General features: G+C 69.6%; 20 protein-coding genes and 1 tRNA gene. 12 read left to right on the top strand and 9 right to left on the bottom strand.

Annotation, left to right across the window (positions count from 1 at the left end):
• The first annotated feature begins 1 nt into the window (after position 1).
• Both ACI2JZ_RS00925 and ACI2JZ_RS00920 read left to right on the top strand, forming a co-directional pair.
• Positions 2 to 1,027 carry an App1 family protein gene (locus ACI2JZ_RS00925; protein ID WP_404596248.1) on the top strand — a complete coding sequence of 342 codons (1,026 nt, stop codon included), beginning with the start codon at positions 2 to 4 and terminating at the stop codon, positions 1,025 to 1,027.
• 1 nt (position 1,028) lies between these two features.
• Complete coding sequence (locus tag ACI2JZ_RS00920; RefSeq protein ID WP_404596247.1) at positions 1,029 to 1,898, top strand: 3-methyladenine DNA glycosylase; 870 nt, start codon at positions 1,029 to 1,031, stop codon at positions 1,896 to 1,898.
• A 7-nt stretch (positions 1,899 to 1,905) separates the two neighbouring features.
• Here ACI2JZ_RS00920 and ACI2JZ_RS00915 read toward each other — a convergent pair whose 3' ends face one another.
• The 5 genes from ACI2JZ_RS00915 to ACI2JZ_RS00895 are packed head-to-tail and all read right to left on the bottom strand — an operon-like array spanning position 1,906 to position 6,161.
• A complete protein-coding gene (locus tag ACI2JZ_RS00915) occupies positions 1,906 to 3,111 on the bottom strand; it encodes a glycoside hydrolase family 3 N-terminal domain-containing protein (protein WP_404596246.1) in 1,206 nt (401 codons plus the stop codon).
• Between the two features lie 4 nt (positions 3,112 to 3,115).
• Positions 3,116 to 3,769: an SDR family oxidoreductase gene (locus ACI2JZ_RS00910; protein WP_404596245.1), complete on the bottom strand. Its 654-nt coding sequence runs from the start codon at positions 3,767 to 3,769 to the stop codon at positions 3,116 to 3,118.
• A gap of 10 nt (positions 3,770 to 3,779) precedes the next feature.
• Positions 3,780 to 4,307 carry a hypothetical protein gene (locus ACI2JZ_RS00905; RefSeq protein WP_404596244.1) on the bottom strand — a complete coding sequence of 176 codons (528 nt, stop codon included), beginning with the start codon at positions 4,305 to 4,307 and terminating at the stop codon, positions 3,780 to 3,782.
• Positions 4,304 to 5,095 carry a hypothetical protein gene (locus ACI2JZ_RS00900; RefSeq protein WP_336640170.1) on the bottom strand — a complete coding sequence of 264 codons (792 nt, stop codon included), beginning with the start codon at positions 5,093 to 5,095 and terminating at the stop codon, positions 4,304 to 4,306. Before ACI2JZ_RS00900 ends, ACI2JZ_RS00905 begins: the two co-directional genes overlap by 4 nt.
• Positions 5,096 to 5,099: 4 nt before the next feature.
• On the bottom strand, positions 5,100 to 6,161 hold the full coding sequence (locus tag ACI2JZ_RS00895; protein ID WP_404596243.1) for an NAD(P)-binding domain-containing protein: 1,062 nt from the start codon (positions 6,159 to 6,161) through the stop codon (positions 5,100 to 5,102).
• A 155-nt stretch (positions 6,162 to 6,316) separates the two neighbouring features.
• Here ACI2JZ_RS00895 and ACI2JZ_RS00890 point away from each other — a divergent pair.
• Positions 6,317 to 6,389 (top strand) — tRNA-Ala (locus ACI2JZ_RS00890).
• Positions 6,390 to 6,429: 40 nt separating this feature from the next.
• Here ACI2JZ_RS00890 and ACI2JZ_RS00885 read toward each other — a convergent pair.
• Complete coding sequence (locus ACI2JZ_RS00885) at positions 6,430 to 6,975, bottom strand: AAA family ATPase (RefSeq protein ID WP_404596242.1); 546 nt, start codon at positions 6,973 to 6,975, stop codon at positions 6,430 to 6,432.
• 5 nt (positions 6,976 to 6,980) lie between these two features.
• Complete coding sequence (locus ACI2JZ_RS00880; protein WP_404596241.1) at positions 6,981 to 7,856, bottom strand: alpha/beta hydrolase; 876 nt, start codon at positions 7,854 to 7,856, stop codon at positions 6,981 to 6,983.
• Positions 7,857 to 8,209: 353 nt separating this feature from the next.
• Here ACI2JZ_RS00880 and ACI2JZ_RS00875 point away from each other — a divergent pair, with 353 nt between their 5' ends.
• Complete coding sequence (locus tag ACI2JZ_RS00875) at positions 8,210 to 9,565, top strand: MFS transporter (protein ID WP_404596240.1); 1,356 nt, start codon at positions 8,210 to 8,212, stop codon at positions 9,563 to 9,565.
• Between the two features lie 14 nt (positions 9,566 to 9,579).
• Here ACI2JZ_RS00875 and ACI2JZ_RS00870 read toward each other — a convergent pair whose 3' ends face one another.
• Positions 9,580 to 10,248 (bottom strand): DUF2510 domain-containing protein, encoded by a 669-nt coding sequence (locus ACI2JZ_RS00870; protein WP_404596239.1) that lies wholly within the window; start codon positions 10,246 to 10,248, stop codon positions 9,580 to 9,582.
• A gap of 165 nt (positions 10,249 to 10,413) precedes the next feature.
• Between ACI2JZ_RS00870 and ACI2JZ_RS00865 the strand changes: the two genes are divergently transcribed.
• The 3 genes from ACI2JZ_RS00865 to ACI2JZ_RS00855 all read left to right on the top strand — a co-directional run bounded on the left by ACI2JZ_RS00865 (position 10,414) and on the right by ACI2JZ_RS00855 (position 11,373).
• Positions 10,414 to 10,572, top strand: coding sequence for a hypothetical protein (locus ACI2JZ_RS00865; protein ID WP_404596238.1), 159 nt, complete (start codon positions 10,414 to 10,416; stop codon positions 10,570 to 10,572).
• Positions 10,573 to 10,657: 85 nt separating this feature from the next.
• A complete protein-coding gene (locus ACI2JZ_RS00860) occupies positions 10,658 to 10,918 on the top strand; it encodes a hypothetical protein (protein WP_404596237.1) in 261 nt (86 codons plus the stop codon).
• Positions 10,915 to 11,373 carry a BLUF domain-containing protein gene (locus ACI2JZ_RS00855; RefSeq protein ID WP_404596236.1) on the top strand — a complete coding sequence of 153 codons (459 nt, stop codon included), beginning with the start codon at positions 10,915 to 10,917 and terminating at the stop codon, positions 11,371 to 11,373. Before ACI2JZ_RS00860 ends, ACI2JZ_RS00855 begins: the two co-directional genes overlap by 4 nt.
• On the opposite strand, the gene ACI2JZ_RS00850 is transcribed toward ACI2JZ_RS00855, so the two are convergent.
• Positions 11,360 to 12,181, bottom strand: coding sequence for a hypothetical protein (locus ACI2JZ_RS00850; protein WP_404596235.1), 822 nt, complete (start codon positions 12,179 to 12,181; stop codon positions 11,360 to 11,362). The two genes, ACI2JZ_RS00855 and ACI2JZ_RS00850, sit on opposite strands and share 14 nt — an antisense overlap.
• 85 nt (positions 12,182 to 12,266) lie before the next feature.
• On the opposite strand from ACI2JZ_RS00850, the gene ACI2JZ_RS00845 reads away from it, so the two are divergent.
• The 5 genes from ACI2JZ_RS00845 to ACI2JZ_RS00825 all read left to right on the top strand — a co-directional run bounded on the left by ACI2JZ_RS00845 (position 12,267) and on the right by ACI2JZ_RS00825 (position 17,896).
• The gene (locus ACI2JZ_RS00845) at positions 12,267 to 13,382 is read left to right on the top strand and encodes an AI-2E family transporter (protein ID WP_247622188.1); all 1,116 of its coding nucleotides are present in this window, start codon (positions 12,267 to 12,269) and stop codon (positions 13,380 to 13,382) included.
• 147 nt (positions 13,383 to 13,529) lie between these two features.
• Positions 13,530 to 14,090, top strand: coding sequence for a hypothetical protein (locus ACI2JZ_RS00840; RefSeq protein WP_404596234.1), 561 nt, complete (start codon positions 13,530 to 13,532; stop codon positions 14,088 to 14,090).
• Positions 14,091 to 14,128: 38 nt separating this feature from the next.
• Positions 14,129 to 15,121 (top strand): NAD(P)H-quinone oxidoreductase, encoded by a 993-nt coding sequence (locus ACI2JZ_RS00835; RefSeq protein ID WP_404596233.1) that lies wholly within the window; start codon positions 14,129 to 14,131, stop codon positions 15,119 to 15,121.
• A gap of 10 nt (positions 15,122 to 15,131) precedes the next feature.
• Positions 15,132 to 16,817, top strand: a complete 1,686-nt coding sequence (locus tag ACI2JZ_RS00830; RefSeq protein ID WP_404596232.1) for an MFS transporter — start codon at positions 15,132 to 15,134, stop codon at positions 16,815 to 16,817.
• Positions 16,814 to 17,896 carry an FUSC family protein gene (locus ACI2JZ_RS00825; protein ID WP_404596231.1) on the top strand — a complete coding sequence of 361 codons (1,083 nt, stop codon included), beginning with the start codon at positions 16,814 to 16,816 and terminating at the stop codon, positions 17,894 to 17,896. The genes ACI2JZ_RS00830 and ACI2JZ_RS00825 overlap by 4 nt, the downstream gene beginning before the upstream one ends.
• Positions 17,897 to 17,916: the final 20 nt, after the last annotated feature.

Raw genomic sequence — 17,916 nt, 5'->3', positions numbered from 1 at the left:
AATGGCTTCCGCACCCCCGGCGCCCCGGATCCACTGGTTCGCCCGACTCGAACACCGCTTCCATGTGTGGCGTGAAGTTCGTGCGCGCAAGCGGGGTCGCACCGCGACGGTCGTGCCGTTCCCGGGCTATGGCGGACCCGGCTGGGTGCGCGTCGTCGGGCGCGTCCTGATCGTGCCGCCGCAGCGACGCGGCAAGGACGGGGAGCTCGCGAGCATCCGCGGCTGGCGAAGCTTCGTCGGGATCCCGGTGAGCTTCGCGAAGGTCTCGGTGCACGTCGGCGACACGGTTCACCAGGTCGTCGCCGATCGCGGCGGCGTCGTGGACGCCGTGATCCACGCGGATCTCGACGCCGGATGGCAGACGTTCCGCGTGTCGACGGAAGAGCAGGAGCCGGTCGAGGCGACCACCTTCGTCGTCGGCGAGTCCACCACGTTCGGGGTCGTCTCCGACGTCGACGACACCGTGATGGTGACCGCTCTGCCGCGTCCGTTCATCGCGTTCTGGAACTCTTTCGTGCTCGACGAGCACGCCCGCATCCCCGTGCCCGGCATGGGAGTGCTCCTCGACCAGTTGCTGCGCCAGCACCCCGGCGCTCCGATGGTGTACCTGTCGACCGGCGCATGGAACATCGCGCCGACGCTCCGTCGCTTCCTGAGCCGCCACCTCTTCCCCGCGGGTTCCATGCTCCTCACCGACTGGGGCCCCACGCACGACCGCTGGTTCCGCAGCGGCCGTGAGCACAAGCTCACCAACCTGCGTCGGCTCGCCGACGAGTTCCCGCACGTGCGCTGGCTGCTCATCGGCGACGACGGGCAGCATGACGAGGCCATCTACTCGACCTTCCTCGAGGAGCATCCCGAGTCCGTCGCCGGCGTGGCGATCCGTCGTCTGCTCCCCGCGGAGGCCGTTCTCGCCGGTGGGCGCACGGATGCCGAGCCGCACGGCGACGAGGACGTGCCGTGGGTCAGCGCCGAAGACGGCGCCGGACTCCGCGACCGGCTCGGCGACGCCGGCATCCTGGACTGACATGCCCCTCCCCCTGGACGAGGTCGACTGGCGCGTGCGGGAGCACGCCCACCAGGAGCGCGCCGACGCCCTGACCGCCGAGCACCGCTCGCGCGCCGCGGCCGGGGAGAAGCACCCCGTGTGGGACTTCCTCTTCACCTACTACTCGTACAAGCCCGCGCAGTTGCGTCGCTGGCATCCCGGCGCGGGCGTCGAGCTCGCCGACGCTGCGGAACGCGCGGGCTGGCGTTGGTACGCCGCGGGATCGGCTCCCGGCAGCGTCGTGCCCGACGCTCCGGCTTTCGCGCGCGAGAAGCCGGAACTCGCGGGACTCGTCGAACGGATGCTGCGCCGCACCGCTTCACGGCCCGGACAGTTCGGCTGCTTCGGTCTGCACGAGTGGGCCATGGTCTACCAGGCGGACGAGCACCGCCATCCCGTGCCGCTCCGGCTGGGACGAGACGGCACCGACGCGGTGGTCGAGGCGCACGATCTGCGCTGCACCCACTTCGATGCCTTCCGCTTCTTCACTCCCGAGGCCGTGCCCCTCAACCGCTCGGCGCTCACGCGCGAGGAGCAGCCGCTGTTCGAGCAGCCGGGCTGCCTGCACGCGGGGATGGACCTCTACAAGTGGGCGACCAAGCTCGGTCCCCTCGTTCCCGGCGACCTGCTGCTCGATGCGTTCGAGCTCGCACGCGACATCCGCCTGCTCGACATGCAGGCCGCCCCCTACGACCTCTCGGCCTGGAACGTCGAGCCGGTGCCGATCGAGACGAGCGAGGGCAAGGCGGAGTACGTGCGCCGCCAGCGGGTCTTCGCCGATCGTGGTGCGGCGTTGCGCACCTCGCTGCTCGATGCCTGGCTCGGAGACGCGGAGACCGCGGCCGCGTAAGGCGAGCTCAGCCGGCGGGCGTGCAGTCCGCGCACACCGACCAGTCGGCGGTGTCGGCGGCCAGCTCGAGGCGCAGCTCCCTGACGCGCGTCGCCGCATCGGCGAGTCGCTCTGCCGGCAGGTCGCCGGACTGCACGGCGGCGACCAGTCCCGCGACCATCCGACCGGCGGTCTCGGGAGTGGACCCCGCGATCATGAGCACGAGGTCGTTGCCCGCGGCGATCGCGGCGACGCCGTTCGCCACCGGATCCGCGTAGGCGGGGTCGCCCGACGAGAGCAGCATGCCCAGATCGTCGGTCACCATGACGCCGTCGAAACCGAGTTCCTCGCGAGCGATCCGATGCCACTCGGCCGACATCGACGCGGGCGCGGGGTCGACCGCGGTGTAGGCGAGGTGTCCGAACAACAGCAGCGAGGCACCCGCATCGATCCCGGCGGCGAACGGGGGCTCGTCGGCCGTGCGCCACTGCTCCTTCGACATCGGCGTCGTCGGGATCGCGTGATGCGAATCCCCCTCCGCCGCTCCGTGTCCCGGGAAGTGCTTGAGGGTCGAAGCGAGGAACTCCTCCTGCGCCGTCGTCGCCGCCGCGACGCGCTCCGAGGCCGATGACGGGTCGGTGCCGAGAGCCCGCCCGTAGATGAAGGATGCGGAATCCGCGGCGACGTCGGCGACGGTGCCGAAGTTGACATTGACCCCGGGGCGGGCGACCAGTGAGGCCCGCGCCGTGAAGGCATCCGTCGTGTCTGCCACCGGCGCGGACTTCAGGGTCGTCGATGCCGCGAACGCGTCGGACGGCAGACGCGAGACGATCCCGCCCTCCTGGTCGATCGCGATCAGCGGAGGAAGCGACTCGTCGACCGTCAACGCGGAGGTGAGCGCGCGCAGCTCCGGCTCGGTGGCGGGGATGTTCGAGCCCATCAGGATGAAGCCGCCGAGTCCCTGCTGCATGTACGCGTGGAGAGCCGCGGGATCCGCCACCGGGATGTGTCCCATCACGACGCTCGCCGCCTGCTCGGCGACGCTCATGCCGCGCACCTCTGCCTCCGCGCGCGCAGCGGGTCCGAGAGCCGCCGGGGTCGCGGCATCCGTCTGCAGACGAAGAGCGGTCGGCCGCGGATCATACGACGGCGTCTGCGCCGCCGCGGGTGCCGCGACCGCCGCCACCGCGAGGGCGGCGACGGTCGCGAGCATCCAGCGACGCAGCGCTCTCATCCGATCAGCTCAGCGCCTCGGCGATGGGCAGGGCGGCGTCGGCCGCTCCGTTGCCGAACCGGATGGTGCGCCCGAACGTCGACGGCTCGACGAGCGCGGCAGCGATGACCGCGGCGACATCCGCACGCGACACCTCGCCCTTGCCCTCGGGGTCGAGCACGATGCGACCGGTCGGGTCGTCGAACGTGAGGGTGCCGGGGCCGAGGATCGTGCCATCGAGATCGGTGGAGCGCAGGTGCTCGTCGGCCGCCCACTTCGCGTCGGCGTAGGCGAAGAAGCCGTCGCTCTCGGGCACGCCGTGGTCGGCGGTCGAGCCGATCCACGACACCATCACGTAGCGGCGGACTCCCGCGACCTCGGCTGCGTCCATCGAGCGGATCGCGGCATCGCGGTCGACCGCATAGGTGCGCTGCGCGTCTCCCCCACCGGCGCCGGCCGACCAGACGACCGCGTCGTGACCGCGGATCAGATCGGCGATCCCCGCGACATCGAGCGACTCGATGTCGGCCACGAGCGGACGCGCGCCCGTGGCCTCGACATCGGCGATGTGCTGGGGGTTTCGGATGACGGCGGTCACCTCGTCGCCGCGGGCGACCAGGAGCGGGGCGAGCAGCAGGGCGATACGGCCGTGCCCTCCGAAGACGATGATGCGGGACATGCGATTCTCCTCACTCCGGCAGCTGAGAGCTGTCGATCACGAAAGCTTGCGGATGGCTCGGAAGGTAGCGTACGACCACTCCCTGACCGCCCGGTATGTACGCGTCACGGTCGGGGAAGACGGCCGGGCTGAAGAAGTTGCTCTCGAGGGTGTATTCCACCCCGTCGCCCGTGGTGAAGGTGACCCAGTCGCCGTCGAGCGTTCCGATGGTCGGGCGGCCGTTGTCGTAGATGTACGCGCGCGTGACCGGCACACCGGTCAGGCTCAGGATGCCGATGACGAGGTTCGCGAGCATCACGAAGGCGAGGATGCGGAACAGCACGCGCACGGTCGTTCCGCCGATGTCGCGGCGCGTCGCGCCGCCCTCCGGGAGGAGACCCTCGCGCTCCCGCACACGGCGCAGCGCCACACGCGGACTCGTGCGTTTCGCCGAGATCGCGAACAGTCCGAGGATCGAGAAGCCGGCGATGAAGACAATCGCGTAGGCGTGGGACGCAGGGAAGTTCAGCAGCCAGAACAGGGTGTCGAGGGGGTTCATCGCCCGGCCTCCTTCTCGATCGTCACGGCCACGGTCTGCGGATCCTCCCGGCGGTAGAACGCCCAGATCGGGGCGCCGACCTGCAGATGCGGGATCGCCTGCGGGTACACGAACACCGTGGTGTCGGCCTCCCAGGTCTCCCCTCCCTCGGGCGCGAGCAGCACCCGCAGCGCGAGTTCGGACTGGCCCTCGCGACGGCGCCCGGTGGGCCGGATCTCGAGAACGGATGCCGGAACCTGCGTACCGGTCGTGCGCGCCCGCACCTGGCGCGGGTCGATCAGTCCGCGGTCGATGCGCCACTGCAGCAACGCCTCGCTCACCGCCGGATCGGACGGATCCACGAGTTCGAGGGCGTCGTGGTCGCCGGGCCGGTACCGCACCGCGAGCGGTTGGCCGACCTGCAGCGCCCCCACGTCGGCGAGCGGCACGAGGGTGCGCAGCTGTGCCACGAAGTCGTCGCCATCGGTCGGGGTCACGCGGAGGAAGATGTCGTACTGAGGCACGTCGTTGATGGTCGTTCCCGTGGTCTCGACCTCGACGATGCGTCCGATACCGATCCGTGCGTCACCCGCGCGTGCGAGTCGTCGGCGGGCAGGGCCGAGCATCACGCCCCCGAAGGTGAGGAGAAGCCCCCAGGCCACGCCGATCATGATCGGGGCACCGAGGCTGTCGCCCCCGAAAGGGAGGATCGACTGCCGCTGATCGATTCCGAAGAGCCCCTCGCCCGTCCAGATCACCAGCCAGGCGGTGAGCAGCAACCAAACGATCAGCAGTGCGAGGCGAAGCATGCCTTCAGCGTATCGAGGGAACGTTCGCCAGCGCTCGCCGCACTCCGGTCGCGGCAGAGCGCCCTGCACGGTTCGCCCCGATCGTGCTCGCCGAGGGCCCGTAACCCACGAGCTGGATCCGGGGATCGGCGACGGCCGTCGTTCCTCGTCCGCCACGATCGAGCTGGATGCCTCCCGCGGCGCTGCGCAGATGCAGCGGGGCGAGGTGACCGATCGCGGGCCGGAACCCGGTCGCCCACAGGATCACGTCGACGCGCTCGAACGATCCGTCGGCCCAGCGCACGCCGTCGGGTTCGATACGCGTGAACATGGGTCGCCGTGCAGAGTATGCTCCCAGGCGCTCGGCTTCTCGCTCCTGTTCGCGGAGCATGAGCCCGGTGACGCTCACGACGCTCTGCGGCGGCAGCCCCTGCGCGACGCGCTGCTCGACGAGTGCGACTGCTGCCGCGCCCGCCTCGGGCGTGAAGTCGTCGGTGCGCCAGACCGGCTCGCGCCGCGTCACCCAGAGGGTGTCGGTGATCGGGGCGAGCGCGCCGAGGAACTGGACAGCGGATGCCCCGCCCCCGACCACGAGAACGCGCTTCCCTCGGAAGTGCTCGGGACCGGGGTAATCGATCGTGTGCAGCTGCTCGCCGAGGAACGTCTCCATGCCCGGGTAATGCGGCAGGAACGGATGCGTCCAGGTGCCGGTCGCGTTCACCAGGGTGCGCGAGCGCCACTCCCGCTCCCCTGCTCGTGTCACGAGCACGCCGTCCTCGTCGTCCACGCGATCGACCGTGACGGGGCGGATGATCGGAAGGACATGGGTTCGCTCGTAGGCGGCGAAGTAGGCGGGGACGACGATGTTCGCGCGCTGGCCGTCACGCGGGGGCGGAGTGTCGCCCGGGAGCTCTGCGACCCCGTGCACGTCGCGCATCGTCAGGGCATCCCATCGGTGCTGCCAGGCTCCGCCCGGCTCGGCGTCGGAATCGAGCACCACGTGCGAGATGCCGAGCCGCGTCAGGTGGTACGACGCCGACAGTCCGGCCTGACCCGCGCCGATCACGATGCTGTCGAGGATGCTCACGCTGACGTGAACGTGCGGGCACCCGCCGTTGTTCCCCCGGGGCTCTCGTACCTGTTCCGCATCACGACGCGCCCGGGCGGCTCGCGCCGATTGGTGTTGAGCTCGCGACCTGTAGTACGCTTTTCGAGTTGCCCCGGTCAGTCCGGAGCGATTCTGGGCCTGTGGCGCAGCTGGTAGCGCACCTGCATGGCATGCAGGGGGTCAGGGGTTCGAGTCCCCTCAGGTCCACCGAAGATGGGAAGCCCCGCGAGACATCGCGGGGCTTTTCTCATGCCTCCCTCAGATCGCAGAGAACCCTCGCGACGATGTCATCCGGCGACTCGTGCGGCCCGACGCGCTCTTCGTCGATCCCGGTCAGTGGAGCCCACCCGTCATACCATTCGCGCATTTGGCCAGCGCCGAACGCGCTTCGAAGCGCGCGCGTCTCATGGCGCCGAACCGTCTCCTCGAACCCCACATCGAACTGATAGAAGCGCGTGACGCCGCGGTGATCCCGCCGTAGCCGATCGAGCATCGAATCGTAATCACGCAGGTTCAGCACTCCTTCGAGGATCACGTCGTAGCCGAGGTCGATCGACTCACGCGCGACTGCGTAGATGAGCGGCGCAGCATCAGCGGACACTGAACCTCGATCGGCGTCGGAGAGCAGCTCACGACGAAAGTAGTCCTGATGGATCAGGGCGGTGCGCCCGCCGAGTTGCCGACGTAACGCCAGCGCCGTCGTCGTCTTTCCCGACGCCGAGTCACCCCGCAAGACGACCAGGCGCGTGGTTGCCGTTCCGAACCGCGCTAGACCCCCGCTCTTGTCCGGCATGTCTGTCACAATGCAGCCAGCTCAGGGATGCTGCCGTGCACCGCATCACGCCAGAGCCAGCGAAGCGCATCCGGCAGCAGGACGCCCGCGTGGTTCGGGCTGTGCCCGCCATCACCCAGCACGAGCCGGAAGTCGTAACCCCCACGTGCAAGCCCGGCCGTGACCTCGAGATTCTCCGCGAGCTGATTCATCTGCGGCTGATCCCATCCGTCGTCACGATGGGCCGCCTGAAGGAAGAACCGCACGTTCCTCCGCGGCTCGGTCGCGATCAGATGCGGAAACGGATTGCCCCCGGGGATCTGCGCGAAGCTCGATACGAACGCGATGACGCGCGAGAACGCGTCGGGCCGCTGCCAAGCGGCCGTGAACGCGGCGTTCCCACCCGAGCTGCCACCGCAGATCCCGCGCCATCCCGGATCCACGGAGATCCGGAAGCGCGATTCGACGATCGGAAGAACCTCCGTCGTCAGAAATGTCGCGTAACGCCCGTCGAAGGCGTCGTACTCGACGTTGCGGTTCTTCGGGTGTCCCGAGTCGCGCACGACCCCGGGGTCGATGAAGAGACTGATGGTCACAGGTATCTCCCCGTGCTCGATCAGATTGTCGAGCACTGTTCCGGCGCGAATCTCCCCCTCGGGATCCAAGTACCACCAGCCATCGTTGAACACCATCAGTGCCGCATCGCGCTCACCGTCGTACGCGCTCGGCACGTGGATCCAGCATCGTCGCACGGTTCCGGGGAAGACGGTGCTCTCGTCGATCGTGAACTCGATGACCTCGCCAGGGGCGGTCCGGGCGCTCCGCTGACTGTCGGGACCGTACGCATAACGCACGTCGGCGAGGTCGACGGGAAGCTCACGGAAAGGGATCACGGATGTCATCGTCGCCACGATAGCGACGGAACGATCCTCGCGAAAGAGTCTGCATAGATCCTGTTTCCTGTAGGATTTGGCTCACCATGCCCCTCGCAACGATGCAGGATCTGCCATGAACGCCGAGCCGCTCCCCCCGCTACGGATCTCTCACGCCCCGGTCGGACCACGCCACTCGGCGGCGCTATCGTCGATGCGGGTCCCCCGGACCGGATACCTCGCCGTCTCACTCCTCTGCCCGCTCCCGAACGTCATCGCCCTTCTCGGGCTGAGCGGTCGGCGCCGCACGAAGGAGGTGCCACCTCCGTTGAGTCGATGACGACCACCCCTCTCCCCCTCTGGCAACGACACGAAGGACGACGATGTCTCGCACGGATTCCCCCACCACCCCCACGAAGAAGAACTCGATGCTCGGCGTCGGCGCCGCAGCCCTCGTCGGCTCGGCCCTCGAGTGGTACGACTTCTACCTGTACGGCACGGCCGCAGCGCTGGTCTTCAACCGGATCATCTTCGTGAATTCCGACCCCGTCGTGGCCACGCTCGCCGCCTTCGCGACCTTCGCTGTCGGTTACCTCATCCGTCCCCTGGGCGGTCTCATCTTCGGCCGAATGGGCGACACCCTCGGCCGCAAGCGCGTGCTCGTGCTGACACTGCTGATCATGGGCGTCGCGACGTTCCTGATGGGGCTCACCCCCTCCTACGAGCAGATCGGCATCTGGGCACCGATCATGCTGATCGTCCTCCGCCTCGTGCAGGGCATCGGTGCCGGAGCCGAGTTCGGCGGGGCGGCCATCTTCTCGGTCGAGCACGCCGACCCGCGACGCCGCGGCCTGCACGGCGCCTGGCCGTCGGCCGGCGTCTACCTCGGTCTGCTGATGGCTTCGGGTGTCTTCGCCGTCGTCACCCAGCTGCCCGAGGATCAGTTCCTCGCCTGGGGCTGGCGCATCCCGTTCCTGCTCAGCGCCGTCGTTGTGATCGTGGCGTTGATCATCCGTCTCCGCCTCGCCGAGAGCCCCGCATTCGTCGCGATGCAGTCGGACGAGCACGCCCCCGTCTCCCCGGTGAAGACCGTCTTCGCGCAGGAGAAGACCGGCATGCTCACCCTCTTCCTCGCTCAACTGCCCCAGAACGTCGTCTCGTCGATCAACCTCGCCTTCATCACCGCGTACCTGGTCGGAAACCTGCAGCTGTCGGCATCCGTCGGCCCCGTCGCCACCACGATCGGCACGGCCGTGACGATGGTGCTGCTGCCCGTGTTCGGCGCCCTTTCCGACCGGATCGGCCGACGTCCGGTGATCCTGTTCGGCATCGTCTTCTCGGGGATCTTCGCGTTCCCGTACTTCTGGCTCATCGGCGGCGGCGAGGCACCGGCACTCGTCGTCGTGGCGATCGTGCTGAGCCTGGGCCTCGGGGTGGGCGCGATGTTCGGCCCCCAGGCGGCCTACTTCGCCGAGCTCTTCACCGGCGGTGCTCGATTCACGGGCCTCGCGTTCTCGCGGGAACTCGCCGGTGCCGTCAGCGCGGGCACGACACCGCTGATCGCCGTGGCCCTCGTCGCGGCGACCGGCGGTGCGACCTGGGCGGTCTCGCTGTTCATCGTCGCGGCGTGCGTCGTGGGAGCGATCGCGGTCTTCTTCGGCGGCGAGACGCGTGGGCGCCGGATGAGCGCGACGACCGTCGCCGATCTGAAGGCATCCACCGGGTCGTTCGAGCGCTGACGCGCGGCTTCCTCTCAGACGAGGGGATCGAACCTTGACGGCCCCATGCGCAGTCTGCCGATGCGCGTCGTCGCGATAATGCTGAGTGCTGCGCCGCCGCCGATGGTGAGAGGCGACCACCAGGTGTAGAGCGCCGCGGACAGGCTGAAGCCATCCATGAGCGAGAGGACGAGACCGAAGACCGCGACCGCGGCGGCGAGCGACCCCCAGCCGATCTGCGTAATCCGCTGTGCTCGCTGCACCTTCTCCACCGTGGTGGGCGCTCCTCGGTACGAGAGGTGCGATGTCCAGGACGAGCCATCCCACCAGCGGGCGACCCGGCGGATGCCGCTCGCGTACCAGCCCGGAGGCGGAGCCTGCGGCGGGACGGGACTCACGGGTGGCCGCGGCGGCGCCGTGTGTGCGGAACCGGGCACGAGGGTGGGGAGCCGCCCGGCGGCGAGGGGCGCGGGAGAGGGCATGGGTGGCGCGGGATACTCGTAGGCCGGCGGCAGTCCGGCCGGCCCGCTCCGCCCACCACGCAACTGCTCATCACCGCTGGGCGGCAGGGGTGCCGGGGATCCCTTGCTCCGGAGAACCTGCACGAGGATGAAGGCGACGATGCCGACGACTCCGAGGAAGCTGAGGCCCAAGAAACCGATGTACAGGGCCACGGGATGCCAGAACCATGAGATGACGTCCATTCGGCGGCCTTCCGCGTCCGTCGGGATCGCACTCTCCCGAACTCGTGTCCTCCACTATGCCCGGGATGCCTCGTCGGGCACGAACGACCGACCGAAGTCAACGACCTCGACCGCAAGCCTGCCCACTCGGAATGATGATGCCCTTCACTCGAGACAGGAGATCAGATGAGCACCCCCGATTCGCCCGAGACCGACGACCCGCGCACCTACGACGGCCCGGATTCCGACATCGCCGCAGGGAACATCACCGACGCGGACTTCACCACCGACGCTCCGGAAGGCACCTCCCCCGAGGAGGAGACGGACGCGGACGGCGGAGCATAGGAGGGCTTCGACTCTGCCTGCCGTACGGGGCGTGCTGAGCGCAAGGGGGAAGACGATGTCGGCGGCACGCCCTAACGTTCACGTTGTGAACGATCCTGATCAGCACCCCGACGACGTCCTCTGGGCGTGCGTCGAAGACGGATTCCATGTCGGCAGTCGCGGTGGGGACTTCCTCGGTTACGTGGACCGCCGCACGGACGGGCACTACGCCGCTTTCGATGCGCGATCGCGGGAGATCGGCGCGTTCGCGTCGCTCCACGAGGCGACGGATGCCGTCACCGCCTCGTCGACGCCGAGCACGCCCCTGTCCACCGCGGGCGACGAACTCGTCGGAGGTGACAGATGAGCGCCGACCTGATCTCCGTCGTCTACACGAGCACCGCGTCGCAGCCGTTCCGCGGCTCCGCTCTCGAAGACCTCCTGACGACCTGCCGACGCCTGAACACGCAGAGAGGTGTCACCGGCATGCTCCTCTACCGCGACGGGCGGTTCATCCAGATCCTCGAGGGGGCGCCCGACGTCGTCGATCGTCTCATCGAGACGATCCGTCGCGACCATCGCCACCACGACCTCCGGATCCTTCTGCGCGACGGGATCGCGGAGCGTCGCTTCAGCGACTGGACCATGGGTTACCGGCCCCTCCGCGATTTCTCCGGCGGCATCCCCGAGGGGTATCGGGATTCGTTCGACGATCTCGACGAGGGGGCGGATACCGAGACCGCTCGGCGCGCGCTGGCCGAGTTGACGCTGTGGTTCCGCGCGCGGTCGGTCGCCTCCGTCCCCTCCGTCACCGGTGCATAGCGTCGTACCCGGATCGGAACGACGGGAACTCGAGCGGCCCGACGACCCTGCGAAGGAGTGCACCGTCCAACACATGGCCCGAATCGCGGTGAGCCCCGGCATCCGGCGGCGGCTCCACACCGAGTAGATCGGCGATGTAGGTCACGACCTCGCCGAGCCGGACCGGCTCTTCGTCGACGGCGTGCAGAAGCACGGGTGGAGAGGCCATGCGCAGAAGCGTGTCGATCGTGCGGACGAGATCGCTCTCATGGATGCGGTTGGTCCAGCGCCGATAGTCCACCTCCGCGTGATCCCGCACGCGGCGGATCAAGAAGTCCCTGCCCGGGCCGTAGATGCCCGCAGGGCGGAGCACGACCGCAGACAACAGCTCCTGCGCGGCGAGCTCGCCATCGCGGATCGCCTGCGCGCGCTCGGTCTGCGGGTGCGGCAGCGTGCGCTCCGTCAGCACATGGTCGGGCTTCTCGCCCGCGAAGACGCCCGTCGAGGACACGAACACCGTGCGCTCCGGGATCGCCGGCAGGGCGTGGACGATATGGCCGAGCGCTACGCGGTACGCGTCGACCCCCTCTCCCGGCGGAAGGGTGACGACCAGCGAATCGATCGCCGGGAGATCGACGGGCAACGGCGACGCGACGTCTGCCTCGATACCGATCACGCCGGCGGGCAGGTCGGATGCCGAGCGGCGAAGCGCGAACACCTCGCTCCCGTCCGCGATCAACGAGGGGGCCAGCCGAGCGCCGAGCTTGCCGAATCCGACGAGCAGGGTGCGTCGAACCGGCCTCGTCTCGTGAGCGGGGAAGGTGTTCATCCCTCCAACCTGCCACAGAGCGTCAGGGGCGGTTGCTAGGTTGGACACTCACGGTGCGCGAGCGCCGGCGAACGGGAGGAAACCGATGGGACTGTTCCGACGACCGGAGATGCCGAAGCCCGCCGAGCCGGGGCTCTGGTCCCGAGGGTTCGGTGTCGTCGCGACCCGCAGCCTGCAGACCCTGATCGTGCTCGCTCTCGTCGCCGTCGGCGTGCTCGTGATCACGCAGCTCTCCCTCGTCTTCATCCCCGTGACGATCGCGCTGATCCTCGCGAGTGCGATCCATCCGCTCGTCGCCCTGATGCGCCGTCGCGGGATGCCGTCGATCCTCGCCACCTGGATCGCCTTGATCGGCATCCTCGCCGTGCTCGGCGGCGTCGTCTGGGTGATCGTGCTCACCGTGCGATCGCAGTGGGACGACCTCGTCGACTCCGCCACCGACGGCATCGCACAGGTCACCGACTGGCTCGGCACCCTCCCGTTCGACTTCGGCGCCATCGACCTCGACGACGTCTGGGCCAACGCGCAGGACTTCCTCACGAGCGCCTCGTTCGGTCAGGGCGCCCTGGCCGGCGTCTCGGCCACCGCGAGCTTCTTCACCGGCCTCGCGCTGATGATCGTCGTGCTGTTCTTCTTCCTCAAGGACGGCCCCCGTATCTGGGAGTTCCTGCTGCGCCCCTTCACCGGCGAGAGCTACGAGCGGGCGCGCCGGATCGGTGACAAGACCGTCGACGTGTTCGGCGGCTACATCCGCGGCACGTCGATCGTCGCCGCGGCCGACGCGCTGGGTATCGGCATCGGCCTCGCGATCCTGCAGATCCCGCTCGCGATCCCGCTCGCCGTGATCGTCTTCCTCACCGCCTTCATCCCCCTGGTCGGCGCGACGGCCGCCGGCATCCTCGCCGCTCTCGTGGCCCTCGTGACGCACGGCCCGGTGGCGGCGCTGATCGTGGTCGGCATCGTGGTGCTCGTCAACCAGCTCGAGGGCAACTTCCTGCAGCCGGTCGTCATGGCCCGGTCGCTGAAGCTGCATGCCCTCGTCATCCTGCTGGCCCTGACCGCGGGCACGATCCTCGGCGGCATCGTCGGCGCCGTGCTCTCGGTACCGCTCGCCGCGGTCGCCTGGGGAATCATCACCGTGTGGGACGGACCGCACACGCCTGCTCGCCCCTTCCGCAAGAAGCGGTCCGAGACCGTCTGACGCGGGCCTCGACAGCCGACGAAGCAGTCCCCGTCCTTCGTCGGATGCCCCGTGCCGGGCGATGTGGGGAGATGGAGGAACGCAAGGACGACACCGGGAATCCTGCGCGGCTCTCCCCTCCACCCGGCACGAACGAAGGATCCCCTCATGGCTGTCACCGTCCGCTCCGACCTGGTGCTCTCCCACGCCGTCGTCACCTCCGATGTGACCGGCAACTTCGACGACGTCGACATCGAGTCCTGGCTCAAGAACCTGCCCACCCACGAGTACCAGCGCTGCGCGCCCGGCGACCACAAGGCGGCCGGCTACACGGTCGACGACGACGGCACGCCCATGTCGATCAACGTCGAGGTCATCGGCACCGGCCTCGTGATCCAGCAGTACCGCTACGAGGTCGCGAGCAAGCACTACTGCAAGATGGTGTCGATCTCCGACATCCTCACCCCGACCGGTTGGACCACCACGCAGGTGATCTGGGAGCTGGGCATGGAGCAGCTGGAGGGCGACCAGCTGCGCTACGTCAACACCGTCACCTCGCACCCGACCGAGGAGTTCCTCGAGTTCATCACGGCCAGCGGCGCGACGTTCGAAGAGGCCGCCGCGGCACGCCAGAAGGCCTCCGGTCAGCACTGCGAGCTCGAGACCCCGCACTACGCGCAGAGCATCATCGCGTACGCGAAGAGCAACTCGGCCACGGCCGCCGCCTGAGCGTTCCCGCTCGCACCCGATCCGAGAGAAGGCATCCCATGACCTCCGCCATCCGTTTCACGCACCCGGGCCCGCCCGAGGTGCTGCGTCTGGTGCCGGTCGCGCGGCCCGAGCCGACCGCCCACGAGGTGCGCATCCGCGTGCATGCGGCGGGGATCAACAACGCCGACCTGCTCGAGCGCCGGGGCCACTATCCGGTCCCTCCGGGGGCGCCGGCAGGCCCCGGCCTCGAGTGCGCCGGCGTGATCGACGCGGTGGGGGCGGATGTCGACGGCTGGAGCATCGGCGACGAGGTGTGCGCCCTGCTCGCCGGAGGAGGCTACGCCGAGGAGGTCGTCGTGCCGGCGACACAGATCATGCCGAAGCCGCGCTCGCTCACGATGGTCGAGGCAGCGGGTCTCCCCGAGGTCGCCTGCACGGTGTATTCCAATCTCGGCATGATCGCCGGTCTCACCGCCGGGCAGACCGTTCTCGTGCACGGCGGGGCGGGTGGCATCGGCTCGTTCGCGGTGCAGTGGGCGAAAGCGATCGGCGCCAGAGTCATCGCCACGGCGGGCAGCGACGCGAAGGCGGCGGCGGCCCGCGCGTTCGGCGCCGACATGGCCATCAACTACCGCGATGAGGACTTCGCCGCGGCCACGCTCGCCGCCACGGACGGACGCGGCGTCGACGCCATCCTCGACATCGTCGGCGCTCCGTACCTCGAGCGCAACATCGAAAGCCTCGCCCTCGACGGCCACCTCGTGATCATCGGAGGGACGACCGGGCCGACGACGCTCGACCTGTGGGAGCTGATGTCGCGCCGGGCGAGCGTCTCGGCCACGCTCCTGCGTGCACGGCCGGCCGCGCAGAAGGCAGCGATCGTCGCCGGCGTCGTCCGCGACGTCCTCCCGCTCGTCGACAGCGGCGCGATCCGCGGCGCCGTGGATGCCGTCTTCCCGCTCGCCGAGGCCGGCCGCGCGCATGCGCTGCTGGAGAGCGGGACGACCGTCGGCAAGGTCGTGCTCGATGCGACCGCCGAGCGGCTCTGACGGCACGCGCATGGACCGCCCGCCCGAACCGAAGCCCGCGACGGGTGACCGCCCCGTCCCGAACGATCCTGCGCACGACCGCATCTGGGCGCCGCTCGCCGTCCCGATCTTCCGCGCACTCTGGATCACCGCGCTCGTCAGCAACATCGGCACCTGGATGCAGACCGTCGGCGCGCAGTGGTTCATGGTCGAGCAGCACACGCATCCTCTGCTCATCGCCCTCATCCAGACGGCGTCCGCCGCGCCCGTGCTGCTGCTCGGCATCCCGGCCGGGGTGCTCGGGGAGTTCCTGAACCGCCGATCGCTGCTCATCTGGATGCAGACGCTGCAGGTCCTTCTGAGCGCTGCTCTGGTGACTCTCACCGCGACCGGCGAGATGACGCCGTACCTGCTGCTGATCATCACTCTGCTGCTCGGCGGGGCGACCGCGGTGCAGCTGCCGGCGTACCAAGCGCTTGCGACCGAGATCGTGCCGGTGCGGCTGGTGCCGATGGCGGCGTCGCTGAGCGCGGTCTCGGTCAACATCGCCCGCGCGATCGGTCCCGCGATCGCCGGAGTACTGCTGTCGGGTTTCGGCGTCGCTTTCGTGTTCGGCATGAACCTCCTCTCGTTCGCCGCGTTCCTCGTCGTGCTCGTCACCTGGCGCAGCTACCGTCCGGATGCGCGACAGGCCGAGCGCTTCGTCGACGCGGCACGGGCGGGAGTCCGCTACGTCACCCGCGCCGCCGTCGTACGGCGCATGTACGTGCGGCTCGGGGCGTTCGTCGTGCCCGGCAGCGTTCTCTACGCGCTCCTCCCCCTCATCGCGACCGAGCGGCTGGGGCTCGACTCCGCCGGCTACGGTCTGCTGCTGGCCGGGATCGGCGTCGGATCGATCGGCGCGGCCTTCCTCATGCCCGTGTTCCGTTCGTGGGGAGCCAACCGCACGGTGCTCGCGGCATCCGTCCTCTTCGGCGCGGCCACCATCGGCGTCGCCCTCTCGCCGACGATCGTGCTCGCCCTGCCCCTTCTCGCCCTCGCCGGTGCCGCGTGGATCGGCGTCGTCGCCACGCTGAACGGCGCGGTGCAATCGTTCCTGCCGGTGTGGGTGCGGGCACGGGGACTCTCGGTGTACCAGATGGTGCTGTACGGCTCGATGGCGGCGGGCGGGCTTCTCAGCGGTGTGGTCGCCGGCTGGGTCGGTGCCACCGCGGTGACCGCCGCCGCGGGCGTGGTCACGCTGCTGGTCGCGGCCTCGCAACTCCTCTGGCCGTTGCTCGAGACCGCCGACAAGAAGCGCGAGACGTTCGCGCTCCCTCTCGCCGAAGCGTCCGTGGACGTCGATGGCACGAGCCCCACCCTCGTTCTCGTGCGCTACGACGTCGCGCCCGAGAACGTCGATGCCTTCCGCGCTCAGATGCGCCTCGTCGAGCACAGCCGGCGGCGCACGGGCGCACGCACCTGGGCGCTCTACCAGGACCGCGAGGACGGCGACTGGGTCGAGGCCTTCGGCGTCGGCAGCTGGGACGAGCACCTGCAGCAGCACCGAGCACGACTGACCCGCTACGACCAGACGGTGATCGAAACGGCGGGCGCGCTCGCGAACTCGGTGGAGGTCGAACATCTGGTCGAGACGGCGGATGCCGCAACTCCCCGCCGCGCCCATCATGCGGGCGCTGCGCACCACTCCCCACCCCACCCCGCCGCGCCCTCATGAACCGGGCCGCCCGGACGCTCCGCGAGCTCACCGCCGTCGTCCCCTCGCCGGGTTCCTGGGTCGCCGCGACCCAGGCGACGCTCGCGGTCGTCCTGCCCGCCGTCGTGTTCGCCGCCGCCGGCGCCGCATCGCTCGGTCTGCTCGCCTCGTTCGGCGCTCTCGTCGTCATGTACCTCTCCGGACGCAGCCGTCGCGAGCGCGCGGCCAAGCTCCCCGTGATCGCGGCGGGCTTCGTCCTGGGATCCCTGCTCGGAATCCTCACCGGCGATTCCCTCACCGCGAGTCTGCTCGCGATCGGCGCTGTCGCGATCGCGTTCTCCTTCCTGAGCCTCGCCTTCGATGTCGGACCTCCCGGAGCGATCTTCCCCGTCCTGACGACGGGGTCGATGGGGCAGCTCACGGCGCCCGCCTCGTCCGGTGGGGCCGCGATGGACCCCGGCGTCGTCCTGGCGACGATCGTCGTCGGGATCCTCGCGGGCTATGCCGCGGTCGTCGCTCCGCTGCTCGTCCCCGCGGTGCGGCGACGCGATGCCCTCGCCCCGGCGGATCATGGCTGGACGTTCACCTTCACGCCGGAGTCGGCGCGCATCCTCGCACGGCTCACGGTCGGGATCCTGCTCGCCCTGCTCGTCAGCGCCGCGCTCGGTCTGCACCACGCGGCCTGGGTGCTGCTCGCGGTGCTCGGCATCCTTCAGAAGGATGCCGACGTGCACCGCGGCACGATCAGGATGGCGCAGCGCGTGCTCGGCACCGCCCTGGGCGGCGCACTCGCGCTGCTCTTCCTCCTCTGGACACCGGAGAGACTCGCGCTGCTCACGATCGTCGGCGTGCTCGTGTTCGGCTTCGTGGCGCTGGTGCGACGCAATCTGCTCTTCGCGTTGATGCTGGTGACGCCCATGGCGCTCCTGCTCGTCACGGGTGGAGACCGTGACCGCCTGCTGGAATCGGTGCTCGCGCGCGTCGGCGACACGGCGATCGGAGCGGTGGTCGCCGTGCTCGTCCTCGGTGCTGTGCTCCTGAGCCGCCGCGCGGGTCGGCGCCTTCCCGCCTCCCCGACGCACACGAAGGGGGCGGTGTGACCTTTCGGTCGCACCGCCCC

Origin of the sequence: Microbacterium sp. NPDC087868 (assembly GCF_044900755.1) — a bacterium.
Taxonomy (GTDB): Bacteria; Actinomycetota; Actinomycetes; order Actinomycetales; family Microbacteriaceae; genus Microbacterium; species Microbacterium galbinum.
The sequence above is the reverse complement of the archived record's forward strand: the minus strand, read 5'-3'. Positions and strand labels throughout refer to the sequence as shown.